Annotated in this window: 9 protein-coding genes, 1 pseudogene and 2 riboswitches; of the genes and pseudogenes, 9 read left to right on the plus strand and 1 reads right to left on the minus strand. The window is 68.1% G+C overall.

Annotated elements, in window-relative coordinates; genetic code table 11:
- Positions 1-59 precede the first annotated feature (59 nt).
- From MMF96_RS16260 to MMF96_RS16270, 3 genes are all read left to right on the plus strand, one after another.
- Positions 60-1,121 (plus strand): MBL fold metallo-hydrolase, encoded by a 1,062-nt coding sequence (locus tag MMF96_RS16260; RefSeq protein WP_176618186.1) that lies wholly within the window; start codon positions 60-62, stop codon positions 1,119-1,121.
- Positions 1,118-2,551 (plus strand): MFS transporter, encoded by a 1,434-nt coding sequence (locus MMF96_RS16265; RefSeq protein WP_176618185.1) that lies wholly within the window; start codon positions 1,118-1,120, stop codon positions 2,549-2,551. Before MMF96_RS16260 ends, MMF96_RS16265 begins: the two co-directional genes overlap by 4 nt.
- 86 nt (positions 2,552-2,637) lie before the next feature.
- The gene (locus MMF96_RS16270) at positions 2,638-4,584 is read left to right on the plus strand and encodes a penicillin-binding transpeptidase domain-containing protein (RefSeq protein WP_176618184.1); all 1,947 of its coding nucleotides are present in this window, start codon (positions 2,638-2,640) and stop codon (positions 4,582-4,584) included.
- 96 nt (positions 4,585-4,680) lie between these two features.
- On the opposite strand, the gene MMF96_RS16275 is transcribed toward MMF96_RS16270, so the two are convergent.
- Positions 4,681-6,165, minus strand: coding sequence for an amino acid permease (locus tag MMF96_RS16275; protein WP_176618183.1), 1,485 nt, complete (start codon positions 6,163-6,165; stop codon positions 4,681-4,683).
- 137 nt (positions 6,166-6,302) lie between these two features.
- Positions 6,303-6,400, minus strand: a riboswitch (glycine riboswitch).
- Positions 6,401-6,587: 187 nt separating this feature from the next.
- Positions 6,588-6,685: riboswitch (glycine riboswitch) on the plus strand.
- A gap of 150 nt (positions 6,686-6,835) precedes the next feature.
- On the opposite strand from MMF96_RS16275, the gene gcvP reads away from it, so the two are divergent.
- From gcvP to MMF96_RS16305, 6 genes and pseudogenes are all read left to right on the plus strand, one after another.
- The gene (gcvP, locus tag MMF96_RS16280; protein WP_176618182.1) at positions 6,836-9,730 is read left to right on the plus strand and encodes an aminomethyl-transferring glycine dehydrogenase; all 2,895 of its coding nucleotides are present in this window, start codon (positions 6,836-6,838) and stop codon (positions 9,728-9,730) included.
- Positions 9,731-9,748: 18 nt separating this feature from the next.
- Positions 9,749-10,885: a glycine cleavage system aminomethyltransferase GcvT gene (gene gcvT, locus MMF96_RS16285; RefSeq protein ID WP_176618181.1), complete on the plus strand. Its 1,137-nt coding sequence runs from the start codon at positions 9,749-9,751 to the stop codon at positions 10,883-10,885.
- Between the two features lie 101 nt (positions 10,886-10,986).
- Entirely contained in the window at positions 10,987-11,370 is a 384-nt protein-coding gene (gene gcvH, locus MMF96_RS16290; protein ID WP_256884158.1) for a glycine cleavage system protein GcvH, read from the plus strand.
- A complete protein-coding gene (glyA, locus tag MMF96_RS16295; protein ID WP_309145235.1) occupies positions 11,367-12,686 on the plus strand; it encodes a serine hydroxymethyltransferase in 1,320 nt (439 codons plus the stop codon). Before gcvH ends, glyA begins: the two co-directional genes overlap by 4 nt.
- 164 nt (positions 12,687-12,850) lie before the next feature.
- Positions 12,851-14,260, plus strand: coding sequence for an L-serine ammonia-lyase (locus tag MMF96_RS16300; RefSeq protein ID WP_176618179.1), 1,410 nt, complete (start codon positions 12,851-12,853; stop codon positions 14,258-14,260).
- Positions 14,261-14,436: 176 nt separating this feature from the next.
- Positions 14,437-14,561 (plus strand): annotated as a pseudogene (locus MMF96_RS16305) (lipoyl synthase); the annotation flags it as partial.

The raw sequence follows: 14,561 nt of genomic DNA on the forward strand, positions 1-14,561 counted from the left end.
TTACCGCGTTGGCCGGACACCCTCCCCACAACATCTCCCCCTGAATCGAGGCACCATCCATGAGCACTTCAAGCCCGAAGGGAATGACGGTCCGCACGCTGGGAACCGGCGGCGGCCCCATCGTCTCCAGCGGACGCGCCGGCACCAGCACCGCCATCACCGTCGACGGCGCCACCTACGTGGTGGACTGCGGCATGGGCAGCATCCGCAACTACCGCAACGAGTGCCGCTGGGACGGGTTGAGGGGCATCTTTCTGACCCACCAGCACTCCGACCACATCTACGACCTCGGCTCCTTTTTGGTCACGGGGTGGGAAGTGCCCGGCGAATCGTTTTCACGCCCCGTCCACGTGTTCGGGCCCGGCCGCCCGTCCCGGCCGCCGGCCCTGGATGAAGAACAGTCACGGGCCATTGCCGCCCGGCTCGGCGGACGGCGGATGTCCGGGACGGTTGAAATGGTGGATGCCCTGCTTGACACCGTGTTCGCCTCGGACGTGGCCGTCCGCATGGCCGATGAGGGGCGCGGGGATCCGCACGCGTGGATCACGGCCCATGACATCGCCATCCCGGACGCGGCCAACGCCGATCCGGTCACGGCCCGCCATCCGCACATGGAGCCGTTTGAAATTTACCGCGACGAGTTGGTGGTGGTCACCGCCATCCTCGTCGACCACCGGCTGTGCTTCCCCGCCTTCGGCTTCCGGTTCGACTCCGCCTACGGCTCAGTGGTGGTTTCCGGCGACACCGCCTATTCGGAAAACTGCATCCGCCTGGCCGAGGGGGCGGACCTTTTGCTCCACGAGGTGATTGACCTCGAGGCCATTGTTGCCACCTTCCCCGACGGCCCCGCCCGGGCCGGCATCATCGAACACCTCAAGGAGTCGCACACGCCCTACGGCCAGGTGGGCCTGGTGGCCCGGGCCGCCGGCGTCGGCGCCCTGGTCCTGCACCACATTGTGCCCAATACGCCCGGGGCGGCGGACCTGGCGAAAATGCTCCTGGCAGTGCGTGCAGACTTCGCCGGCCAGGTGTCCATCGCAGAAGACAACGATATGTTCCCCGTGGGGGCGGACTTCACCACCATCAGCAGACTGACAATGAAGACAGGTGCCATGCCATGACAGTACGAAGCGAGATTCCCCCACACACACTCCGGGCAGCGGTCGCCCACGGACGCATGAACCGCCGGGCCTGGCTGGTGACCGGGGCCCTGGTGGTTTTCCAGATCATCAACTTTGCCGACAAGGCCGTGCTTGGCCTGGTGGCCGACTCGGCCATGCGCGACCTGGGCCTAACAGCTGGCCAGTTTGGCTTCATCGGCAGCGCCTTCTTCTTCCTCTTTGCCATTTCCGCGGTCCTCGTGGGGTTCCTGGCAGGACGCGTGCCGACGCGCTGGATCATCGTGTCCATGGGCGTGTGCTGGGCCGTGCTGCAGTTCCCCATGCTGTTGGGCGGAGGTGCGGCCGTGCTGCTCGTCGCCCGGATCCTGCTGGGCGCCGCGGAAGGTCCGGCCACGCCCATCACGCTGCAAAACGTCCATGGCTGGTTCCCCGCCAAGGAGCGCGGCCTGCCCAGCAGCCTCATCGCCATCGGTTCCACGCTCGGCCCCATCATCGCCGCGCCCATCCTCATGTGGATCATTGTGAACCCGGCCCTCGGCTGGCGCTGGGCCTTCGGCTTCCTCGGCCTGGCCGGCCTGGCCTGGACATTGTGCTGGCTGCTGGTCGGCCGGGAAGGCCCGTACAGCCACCACTCGCAGTCCAAGGGCCTTGCGGAGGCGGCCCCGGGAGCGGACCAGGCGCCCTTGAAGCCTGCCGGCGCCAGCATCACGGACCGGGCGGACCTGCTGCAGGTGGTCCCCATCCGCAGGGTGCTGGGCAGCGGCATGTTCGTGGCGGCCGTGTTGGCAGGTGCCGGCTGCTTTTGGGCCCAGGGCTTCCTGACCACCTGGTCGCCGAAGTACCTGTCGTCCGTTGTGTCCCTGGGCCCGGAGATGATTGGCGTCGTCTCCACGCTCCCGTGGGCCGTCGGCGCGCTGACGCTCATGGTGCTGGGCTATTCCTCGCGGTTCCTCATGTGCCGGGGCGTCACCGTGCGGTGGGCACTGGGCGCCCTCTTCGGCGCTGCCCTGCTGCTGTCCGGGGCCAGCTTCCTGGTCCTGCCACATACCCACGGCTTCATTGCGGTGTCGCTGCTGACCGTCGCCGCGGGCCTGGCCCTGGTCTTCCCGCTGGCACCGACCGCGGTGGCCTTCTGCGTCGGCTCCCGGCAGCGTGCCGCCGTCATGGCCACGCTCACGGGCCTGGCGTCCCTGGGCGGCGTCATTGCCCCGGCCATGGTGGGCATGCTGATGGACAACACGGGATACCGGCCCTCTGCCAAGGGCGTGCCCGAGAGCGCCCACATGATCACCTTGCTGACGCACGGCATGAACACGTCCTTCACCATGATCGGCGTTTATCTCGTGGTCGTCGGGATCGGCTGCATCCTGCTGCTGAACCCGGACAGCACCGCAACGCGCCTGCAGCAGCGCTTCGCCTGCAACGGCTGAGCGGCGGGCCCGGCCTGCCGCGCATCGGGCGTTGGGTGTCCCCGCTTTATCGGTAAGCTGGGCACACCATCAACGCTAGGGGTTTCATGCTTCGTCGTGCCGCGGGTCTCCTGTCCGTCCTCTCACTGGTCCTGGCCGGGGCCGCCTGCTCCGCGCCGAAGGACGACGGCACCGCCACCGCCAAGGCCCTTGCAGCTGCGCTCTCCACCCACACGGTGGGTTCCGTGGCCTTCGACCAGCCGGCCGCGGAGGTGCAAAAGGAGCTGACCGGACTGTCGAAGGGGATGGGCCCGGTGTGGCCCAAGGTCACCGTGGACGGCGTCGCGGTCAAGGCGGACAACACCGCGCGCGTCTCCCTGGGCTATTCGTGGACCATCCCGAATGTGGCGAAGCCGTGGACGTACAAGACGGCCGCGGACATGAAACGCAACGGCGACGGCTGGACCGTCACCTGGAACCCGTCCATCGTGGCGCCCCAGCTCGCGGCCGGGGACCAGTTGAAGATCTCCACCAGCCATCCCCAGCGGGCGGGCATCCTGGCCGCCGACGGCCAGGCCATTGTCAAGGACCGGCCCGTGGAGACCCTGGGCATCAACAAGGACGGACTCACCGACGCCCAGGCCCAGGCCTCCGCCACGGCGCTGGCCGCCGTCGTCGACATTGACCCGGCCGCCTACCTGGCCAAGGTCAAGGCCTACGGCCCCGTGGCATTCGTGGACGCCATCACCCTGCGTGCGGAGGCCTACTCCGCGCTGGACCAGGCGAAGCTCAAGGGCATCAAGGGCTTCCTGGCCACGCCGGGCACACTGCCGCTGGCGCCGTCGCGCACCTTCGCCCAGGCGGTCCTCGGTGCGGTCCACGAGGCCACCGCGGAGGACATCAAAAAGTCCAACGGCAAGGTGGTGGCCGGGCAGGTGGTGGGCGGCAGCGGGCTGCAGGCATCCTTTGACGCCCAGCTCGCCGGCACCCCGGGCGTCACCATCGAGGCCGTGCCCGGGGCCGCCGCCACGCCGACCGCCACCCCGACGCCCGGCGCCGGGGCCCCGGCCGCCGGTCCCGCCGCCGCTGCGAAGGAGCTGTTCACGCAGGCACCCATCAACGGCAGGGACGTAAAGACCACCCTGGTGCCCGCGCTGCAGACGGCCGCCGAGGATGCCCTGGCGGACGTCAAGACGCCCAGCTCCATCGTCATCATGAAGCCCTCCACCGGCGCCATCCTGGCCGCCGCCAACGGGCCCGACAGCAACGGTTACAACACGGCCTTCCTGGGCCGCTACGCCCCGGGGTCCACGTTCAAGATCGCCACGTCCCTGGGCCTGTTCCGGGAAGGGAGGAACCCGCAGTCCACGCTCAGCTGCACGCCCGAATTCACGGCGGACGGCAAGAAGTTCTTCAACGCCCCCGGCTACGACGTGAATGCGGAAGGCCAGATCCCCATGACCCTGGCCATCGCACACTCCTGCAACACCGCCTTTGTGTCCCAGTACCAAAACCTGGGCCAGGACAAGCTGGCCGACGCGGCAGGGGCGCTGGGCATCGGGATGGCCAACGACCTGGGCCTGGACGCCTTCATGGGCTCCGTGCCCCGCGACTCGGCCGGCACCGAGCACGCCGCCTCCATGATCGGCCAGGGCAACGTGCTGGTTTCCCCGCTTGCCATGGCCACGCTGATCTCCTCCACCGTGAAGGGGGCCGAGGTGGTGCCGGTGCTCGTGGCCGGCCACGACGGCAAGGCCAAGCCCGCCGAAGGCACGCCCGTCACCGCCAAGGAGGCCGAGGGGCTGCGCACCCTCATGCGGGCGTCCGTCACCGAGGGCTACCTGACCAACCTGGCGGACCTGCCCGGCGCCCCGGCCATCGGCAAGACCGGCACGGCCGAGTTCGGCACGGACAACCCGCCGCACACCCACTCCTGGGTCATTGCCGCCCAGGGCGACATTGCCGTGGCCGTCTTTGTCGAGGACGGCGACCTTGGCGCCATCACGGGCGGCCCGCTGGCCAAGGCCGCGCTGGAGGCGGCAGCCGGGAACTGATCTTCCGGCCGACGGGTGGGCCGGAAACAGGGCGGGCCGGCGGCGGTCGGCCGGAAAACCGGCCCCGCCGCCGGCCCTTGCCGTCAGTGTCTGCCGTCAGTGTCCGGAGTTCGTGCCCTGCAGTTTCACGGACGCGTCGCGTTCGGACTGCAGCTCGCCCTGGAACGTCTCGTAGCGGGACACGTGGCGGGGGCGCTTGCGCAGGAAGAACCAGACCACGCCGAGCACCACGAACCAGATGGGCGTGACCAGCAGGGCCAGCAGGGTGTCGATCTGGGTCGTCAGTGCCCAGAGGACAAAGGCGAAGAAGGCAAAGACCACAAAAACCATGGGAATGCCGCCGGGCATCTTGAAGGCGGATTCGGCATGCTTTTCAGGCCGGCGGCGCCGGAAGGCCAGGTAGCTGGCGAGGATGATCGACCAGACAAACACGAAGCAGACTGCGGAGACCGTGGTGACCATTTCAAAGGCCTTGCCAATGTCCTGACCGGCGTACATCAGCACCACGCCGGAGAGAAGGAGGACGCAGGAGAGGAAGAGTGCGTTGCGGGGCACCTTGCGGCCCGACAGCTTGCCGAACGGCTTGGGTGCGTCGCCTTCCTTGGCCAGGCCGTAAACCATGCGCGACGTGGAGTAGATGCCGGAGTTCGCCGAGGACATGGCGGAGGTCAGCACCACCAGGTTGACCACGGTTGCCGCGGCGCCCAGCCCGGCCAGCGAGAACATGGCGATGAAGGGGCTGTGCCCGGCGGCAAACTCGGTCCACGGGATCACGGACATCAGGATGACCAGGGCGCCGACGTAAAAGAGCAGGACGCGCACGGGGATGGAGTTGATGGCCTTGGGCAGGTTTTTCTCCGGGTCCTTGGCCTCGGCCGCCGTGGTCCCCACCAGTTCAATGCCCACGAAGGCAAACACGGCGATCTGGAAGCCGGCCACGAAGCCCATGAACTCGTGCGGGAAGAAGCCGCCATGGGTCCACAGGTTGGTGAAGCTTGCGGCCCCGGCGTTGGAGTGGAAGCCGCTGAAGATCATGAACAGGCCCACGATGATGAGTGCGGCGATGGCAACAATCTTGATGAGGGCAAACCAAAATTCGGTTTCGCCAAAGGCCCGGACCGTGGTCAGGTTCAGCACCAGCAGGATGCCGATCGTGACCAGGCCGGGAATCCAGAGCGGAAGCCCCGGCCACAGTTCCTGGGAATAGCCGGCGATGGCAATGACGTCGGCGATGCCGGTGATCACCCAGCAGAACCAGTACGTCCAGCCGGTGAAGAATCCGGCCCAGGGGCCCAGCAGGTCCGCGGCGAAGTCACTGAACGACTTGTAGTGGAGGTTGCTCAGCAGGAGCTCGCCCATGGCCCGCATGACAAAGAACAGCATGAAGCCGATGATCATGTAGACAAAGATGACTGAGGGCCCGGCCGCCGAGATGGTCTTGCCCGAGCCCATGAACAGTCCGGTCCCGATGGCACCGCCAATGGCAATCAACTGGATGTGCCGGTTGCTGAGCTGGCGCTGCAGTTGGGGTGGTGCATCGTGGACGGAACCGGGTTGATGAATCGTCACAGGGAACTCCATCGTTCAGGTGGCCGGGGCCACGAAGGGTTGGGTTCCTCCCCGCTCTGTCATGGACCTGAGAGTTTCCGCGCCCTTGCTGCCAAGGGTCGCTTGCACCGTCGGTGAGACCGGTTTCCCGGACTGCTTTCCAGAGTTGCCTTGCCGCGGCGGTACAGGGGCCTGAGAGATTCCCGGGGAGGGTTTGCTCCTTCGGCGCCTGCCGAGCATGCCGGCAGGACTCTCCCGCCGCGGGTCATGGGCACTTCACTTTTATGGGTGACGCGAGTCACACGGTAGCGCATGGCGGGGCTGAGCGCAAAACGGCCACCCCGGGTGAAGTCCGCCCGGGTGCACGCCAGGCCCCGTTGCCCGCGGCCTGATTTGGGGCGCGGGTGTTTTTCGTGTATAGTGTGGCGGGAATCACCACAATTTCATAGGCCTTTCAAATCGTGGCGGGAGAGTCCTCCCAAGCATTTTTGGCGGCGCCGTAGGAGCAAATCCTCCCCAGGAATCTCTCAGGCCCATGTACCGCCACGGCGAGGCAACTCTGGAAAGCAGCTCGGCGCAAGCCGCGCTCACCGACGGTGCAAGCGGACGTGCAGTCCTGCGGAATCTCTCAGGTCCAAGACAGAGCGGGGAGGAACCCAAATCCTTGCCGTACCCACCGGGCGGCCTTCCCTTGGAGTTCCTTTTGACGATTCAATCCAACTCGACAGTGTTTGCGGACCGGCACATTGGTGCCCGCCGGCAGGCCGACATCGACAGCATGCTCAAGGCCATCGGTTATGACAGCGTTGATTCGCTGGTCGACACCGCCGTCCCCGACGCCATCCGCCAAGGCAAGCCGCTGGGACTGCAGGCGGCACTGAGCGAAGTTGAAGTGCTGGCCGAACTGCGCGCACTCGCCGCCAAGAACAAGACCGCCGTCCAGATGATCGGCCAGGGCTACTACGACACCGTGACGCCGGCGGTCATCCGCCGCAACGTCCTCGAAGCCCCGGCCTGGTACACCGCCTACACGCCGTACCAGCCCGAAATCTCCCAGGGCCGCCTCGAGGCCCTGCTGAACTTCCAGACCATGGTCAGCGACCTGACCGCGTTGCCGGTGGCCAACGCATCACTGCTTGATGAAGCGACCGCCGTGGCCGAGGCCGTGCTGCTCATGCGCCGGGCCAACAAGACCAAGGGCGCCGCGGACGGCAAGACCGTCCTGGACTCCGACCTGCTGCCGCAGACGCTTGCCGTGGTCCTGGGCCGGGCCCGGGCGCTGGGCTTCGAGGTGGAAATCGCCGACCTGTCCCAGGGGCTTCCGGAAGGCGAGATCAACGGCGTCGTCCTGCAGCAGCCGGGCGTGTCGGGCCGTGTTTTCAACCACGCCCCCGTCATCGCCGCGGCCAAGGAACGCGGCGCGCTCGTCACGGTCGCCGCGGACCTGCTGGCGCTGACGCTGATCACGCCTCCCGGCGAGCAGGGGGCGGACATTGCCGTGGGAACGGCACAGCGCTTCGGCGTGCCGTTGTTCTTCGGCGGCCCGCACGCGGCCTACATGGCCGTGCGCAAGGGCATGGAACGGTCCCTGCCGGGCCGCATCGTGGGTGTTTCCGCGGACAACACCGGCCTCCCGGCCTACCGGCTGGCCCTGCAAACACGTGAGCAGCACATCCGCCGAGAGAAGGCCACCTCCAACATCTGCACCGCCCAGGCCCTGCTGGCCATTGTGGCCTCGATGTACGCCGTCTACCACGGCCCCGACGGATTGAAGGCGATCGCCGAAACCGTCCACGGCCATGCCCGCACGCTCGCCGCGGCCCTGGACGCATCCGGCGTCGAGGTCCTGCACACGTCCTTCTTCGACACCCTGACGGTCCGGGTTCCGGGCCGGGCCGGCACGATTGTTGCCCTCGCCGAGCGCGACGGCATCAACCTGCGCCCGATCGACGCCGACCTCGTGGGCATCTCCGTGGATGAAACGACGACGGCGGACATCGTGGCCCGCGTGGCCGCCCTGTTTGGCGCGGCCCCCGCCGGCGACGGCACCGACCACCAGGGCGGGGCGGCCTTCGCGCTGCCGGCGGAGACCCTGCGCACCTCGGACTTCCTCACGCACCCCGTCTTCAACAGCCACCGCTCCGAAACCCAGCTGCTGCGCTACATCCGCCGCCTCAGCGACCGCGACCTGGCACTGGACCGCACCATGATTCCGCTGGGCTCCTGCACCATGAAGCTCAACGCCACGGCCGAGATGGAAGCCATCTCCTGGCCCGGCTTCGCCTCCATCCACCCCTTCGCCCCCGATTCCCAGACGGAAGGGTGGCGCGAACTCATCGGCGGCCTGGAAGCGGACCTTGCCGAGATCACCGGCTACGACCAGGTCTCCATCCAGCCCAACGCCGGTTCGCAGGGCGAACTGGCGGGCCTGCTGGCCATCCGCGGCTACCACGTCTCCCGCGGCGAGGGCCAGCGGACCGTGTGCCTCATCCCGCAATCGGCCCACGGCACCAACGCGGCCTCCGCCGTGCTGGCCGGCATGAAGGTGGTGGTCGTGGCCACCGCGGCCGACGGCACGATTGACCACAACGACCTCACGGCCAAGATCGAGGCCCACCGGGAGCAGCTCGCGGCCATCATGATCACCTACCCGTCCACGCACGGCGTGTACGACGCCGATGTCCGTGACGTCTGCGACGCCGTCCACGCCGCCGGGGGACAGGTTTACGTTGACGGTGCCAACCTCAACGCCCTCGTGGGGCTTGCCCAGCCGGGCAAGTTCGGCGGCGACGTGTCCCACCTGAACCTGCACAAGACGTTCTGCATCCCGCACGGCGGCGGAGGCCCCGGCGTCGGCCCCGTGGCGGCCAAGGCGCACCTGGCGCCGTTCATGCCCGGCGACGCCAACAGCCCGGCGGCGCCCGCGACGGCTGGTTCGACGGCCGGGATCCCGATCTCCGCCTCGCGCTTCGGCTCGGCCGGCGTCCTGCCGATCTCCTGGGCCTACGTGAAGCTCATGGGCGGGCGGGGGCTGACCGAGGCCACCAAGTCCGCGCTGCTGGCAGCGAACTACATCGCCTCGCAGCTCAACGAGCACTTCCCCGTCCTCTACACGGGCGCCGGGGACCTGGTGGCGCACGAGTGCATCCTGGACCTGCGCGAACTGACCGCCCAGACGGGGGTCACCGCCGAAGACGTGGCCAAGCGCCTGATCGACTTCGGCTTCCACGCCCCCACCCTGTCCTTCCCCGTGGCCGGCACGCTCATGGTGGAGCCGACCGAGTCGGAGGACCTGGGCGAAATCAACCGCTTCATCACCGCCATGGTCTCCATCCGCCAGGAGATCGACGAGGTGGCCGCGGGCACCTTCACCCTCGAGGACAGCCCGCTGCGCAACGCGCCCCACACGGCGGCCGCCGTCGTCGATTCCGCCTGGGACCGCGGCTACACCCGCGAACAGGCCGTGTTCCCCGTGGATTCCCTGCGCCAGGACAAGTACTTCCCGCCCGTGGGCCGCATCGACGGGGCCGCAGGGGACCGCAACCTGGTCTGCTCCTGCCCCCCGATCGAAGATTTCGCCGAAGACTTCGCAAACTAACACCGCAAAGGAATTCCCATGACTGAGAAATCACAGACTGAGAACCACACAGCCCTTTACGGCGAACACGAAAAGGCCGGCGCCTCGTTCACCGACTTTGGCGGCTGGCAGATGCCGCTGAAGTACTCCTCGGAGCTGGCCGAACACCACGCCGTGCGCAACGCCGCGGGCCTGTTCGACCTGTCCCACATGGGCGAGGTGTGGGTGGACGGCCCCGATGCGGCCGCCTTCCTGGACTACGCGCTGGCCGGCAAGCTGTCCGCCGTGGCCGTGGGCAAGGCGAAATATTCGTTGATCTGCAACGCCGACGGCGGCATTGTCGACGACCTGATCTCCTACCGCCGCTCCGAGACCAACTACCTGGTGGTTCCGAATGCCGGCAACGCCGCCACCGTGGCAGCATTGCTGGCCGAGCGCGCCGCCGGCTTTGACGCCACCGTCCGGGATGCCTCCGCCGAGACGTCCCTCATCGCCGTGCAGGGGCCCGAGGCTGAGGCCATCCTCCTGACGCTGGTGCCGGAAGCGCAGCACGAACTCGTGACCGGACTGAAGTACTACGCCGCGGTGGAGGTCGGGATCAACGGCCAGCAGCTGCTGCTGGCCCGCACCGGCTACACGGGCGAGGACGGCTTCGAGATCTACCTGCCCAACGCGGACGCGCCGGCCCTGTGGCAGGCACTGCTGGAAAAAGGCACCCCGCACGGACTCATTCCGGCCGGCCTGGCGGCGCGCGACTCCCTGCGCCTGGAAGCCGGCATGCCGCTGTACGGCAACGAGCTCTCCACGGAAGGCCACGCCTACTCCGCCGGGCTGGGACCCGTCGTGTCCCTGGCGAAGGAAAGCGACTTTGTCGGCAAGGCCGCCCTGGCTGCCATCAAGGAATCCGGGGCGGGCGTCACCACGGGCCGCAAGCTCGTGGGCCTGAAGGGCGTGGGGCGCCGGGCCGCCCGCGGCCACTATTCGGTCCTGAAGGACGGCGCCACCATTGGCGAGGTCACCTCGGGCCAGCCGAGCCCCACCCTGGGCTACCCGGTTGCCCTGGCCTATGTCGACGTCGAACACGCCGGCCTGGGCACGCAGGTCGACGTCGACCTGCGCGGCAAGGCCGAGCCCTTCGAGGTTGTCGCCCTGCCGTTCTACAAGCGCCAAAAGTAGCCGCCCCTTTTGCTGGTCGAGCATCAAGACCCGCATTCATGTTTTTCGCTGGTTGAGCTTGTCGAGACCGCAACCCACCGCACCTGACCCAAAGGAACAATATGAGCAAGGTAGCAGCAGAACTGAAATACTCCGCCGAGCACGAGTGGATCGCCTCCGACGGCGCCGGCCCCACCACCGTGGGCGTCTCCGCCGTGGCCGCCGACGCCCTCGGCGACATCGTCTATGTCGACCTGCCCGAGGTGGGCGCCACCATCACCGCAGGCGAGACCTGCGGGGAGATTGAGTCCACGAAGTCCGTCTCCGACCTTTACGCCCCCGTCACGGGCGAGGTCACCGAAGTGAACACCGCCGTCGTGGAGGATCCGGCCGTGGTCAACGCCGACCCGTACGGGGCCGGATGGCTGTTCAAGGTGGCCGTTGCCTCCGAAGGCCCGCTGCTGACCGCGGCCGAGTACGCCGCAGCCAACGGCGGCGAACTGTGACGGCCGCCGCTGCAACGGACTTCGTCCAGGTGGCCTCACCGAGCCTGAACGCGCCGCTGTCCGCCCTGGACCCGGATGTCGCCGTGCAGATCGACGCCGAGCTGGCACGCCAGCGCAACGGCCTGGAAATGATCGCCTCGGAAAACCACACGGCGGCCGCCGTCATGCAGGCCCAGGGCTCCGTGCTGACCAACAAGTATGCTGAGGGCTACCCGGGACGGCGCTACTACGGCGGCTGCGAGAACGTCGATGTCATTGAACAACTTGCCATCGACCGGGTCAAGGCCCTGTTCGGTGCGCAGTACGCGAACGTGCAGCCGCACTCCGGGGCCCAGGCCAACGCCTCGGTCATGCACGCGCTGATCAAGCCCGGCGACACCATCATGGGGCTCAACCTGGCCCATGGCGGCCACCTGACGCACGGCATGCGGATCAACTTCTCCGGCAAGCTGTACAACGTGGTCCCGTACCAGGTCCGCGAGGACACCCACCAGGTGGACATGGCCGAGGTGGAGCGCCTGGCGCTGGAGCACAAGCCGGCCCTGATCGTGGCCGGCTGGTCCGCCTACGCCCGGCAGCTGGACTTTGCCGAATTCCGGCGCATCGCGGACCTCGTGGGCGCCTACCTCATGGTGGACATGGCCCACTTTGCCGGCCTGGTGGCCGCGGGGCTGCACCCCTCACCGGTGCCGCACGCCCACGTCACCACGTCCACCACGCACAAGACCCTGGCCGGTCCGCGCGGCGGCATCATCCTCAGCAACGATCCCGAGATCGCGAAGAAGATCAACTCCGCCGTGTTCCCCGGACAGCAGGGCGGGCCGCTGGAGCACGTCATCGCCGGGAAGGCCGTGGCCTTCAAGATCGCCGCCTCCGCCGAGTTCGCCGAACGGCAGGAGCGGGTGCTGGCAGGCGCGCGCATCCTCGCCGGGCGCCTCATCCAGCCGGACGTTGCAGCGCGCGGGATCTCCGTCGTCTCCGGCGGCACCGACGTCCACCTGGTCCTGGTGGACCTGCGCAACTGCGAGCTTGACGGGCAGCAGGCCGAGGACCGCCTGGCGGCCATCGACATCACCGTCAACCGCAACGCCGTGCCGTTTGACCCCCGTCCGCCCATGGTCACCTCCGGGCTGCGCATCGGCACGCCGGCCTTGGCCACGCGCGGCTTTGGCGAGGCGGCGTTTGCCGAGGTGGCGGACATCATCGCCGAGGCCCTCACGGCCGACGCCGGTGCCGACCTTGCGCCGCTGCGCGCACGGGTCGCTGCGCTGGCGGCTGCGCATCCCCTGTACCCGGGGGTTTCCGCACTGTCCTGACCGGTACGGTTGGCCGGCCGTTGTGCCGGCCAACCGCGCCGTGGGGTTCCAGCCTGTTGGGGGTGTTGGAATCCCAAGGTGCAAATTTTCTTCCGCTCGCAGTATCCCCAGTTCCACGGCTCTTCGCCGGGGAAGCACTGGCGGACCTTGAAAGGGATGTTGTCATGTCTGTTGGTGTTTTTGACTTGTTTTCCGTGGGGATCGGCCCGTCGAGCTCGCACACGGTGGGGCCGATGCGGGCGGCTGCGGCGTTTGTGGCGGAGGTGGCCGGGGCCGGGCTCCTGGACCGGGTCGGCGGCCTGCGCGTGGACCTGTACGGGTCGCTGGCCGCGACGGGACGCGGGCACGGAACCATGACGGCGGTGCTGCTGGGGCTCGAAGGCCGGGAACCGGAGCTGGTGCTGCCGGCAGAGGTGGAGTCCCGGCTGGGTTCCTTCGCCGCGGGCGGGCCGTTGCTGCTGGGCGGCAGCGTGGCCCTGGCGTATGGCGCCGGGGACATGGTCCTGCATCCGTTGACCGTGCTGCCCCGCCACACCAACGGGATGAAGTTCGCCGTTCTGGACGCTGCCGGGGCCGTGCTGGCCGAGGCGACGTATTTTTCCGTGGGCGGGGGTTTCATCATCCGCGAAGGCGGGGTGGAGGCCGCCGTGGCCGAGCTGGAGTCCTCCAAGGCGAAGCTGCCCCACCCGTTCCGCACGGCCGCCGAGCTGTTGGAGCATTGTGGGGCGGTGGGCGGGAACTTTTCGGACGTGATGCTCGCCAACGAACGTGCCTCCCGCACCCTGGCGGAAGTCAGGGAAGGGCTGCTGCACATCCGCGACGTCATGGAGGACTGCAAGAACTCCTCCCTGACCCGCGAAGGGCTGCTCCCGGGCGGGCTGAAGGTCCGCCGCCGCGCCCCCGCCTGGCACGCCCGGCTGCTGGAGGAGGACCCGGACCGGGACCCGAAGTTCTGGCAGGAATGGGTGAACCTGGTGGCGCTGGCCGTGAACGAGGAAAACGCTTCCGGCGGGCGCGTGGTCACGGCCCCGACCAACGGGGCGGCGGGGATCATCCCGGCCGTGATGTTCTACGCCACCCACTACCTCGACGCCGTCCGCAACGCCCCCGCCGACCGGCACGATGCCGTGGTGGAGGACATTGTGGTGAGGTTCCTGCTGGCCGCCGGTGCCGTCGGGGTGCTGTACAAGGAACAGGCGTCGATTTCCGGGGCGGAGGTGGGCTGCCAGGGCGAGGTCGGCTCGGCATCGTCCATGGCCGCCGCAGGCCTGGCCGAGGTCATGGGCGGCACCCCCGGGCAGGTGGAAAACGCCGCGGAGATCGCGATGGAACACAACCTGGGCCTGACCTGCGACCCCATCGGCGGGCTCGTGCAGGTCCCGTGCATCGAACGCAACGCGATAGCCGCTGCGAAGGCCATCAACGCCGCCAAGATGGCGCTGTGGGGCGACGGGCAGCACCGCGTCTCGCTCGACGAGGTCATCGTCACGATGCGTGAAACAGGCAAGGACATGTCCTCCAAATACAAGGAAACAGCCATGGGCGGCCTCGCCGTCAACGTCGTCGAATGCTGACCGTACCGAAGCGGTCCGCAGGCTGAGGCCGCTTTCGGCAGGCGCCGGACCCGCAACGGGTTTGGCGCCGGTGGACGCGCTGCGCCAAACCCGGCCCCGGTCCGGCGCAGAATAATTCCCGGGCGGCAGCCGTCGCAGCGCATGGCGGTGCAGGAACCAAACAATCAAGGAGAATCATGAGCCTGGCCCCTGAGGGACGGAAGATGCTGCGTATTGAGCAGCGCAATGCGGCGGTGCCGGTGGAGCGCAAGCCGGACTGGATGAAGGCCAAGGTGGAGATGGGGCCGGAGTTCATTGCGAT

The sequence above is a fragment of the Arthrobacter sp. STN4 genome (assembly GCF_024539665.1).
Classification (GTDB): domain Bacteria; phylum Actinomycetota; class Actinomycetes; order Actinomycetales; family Micrococcaceae; genus Specibacter.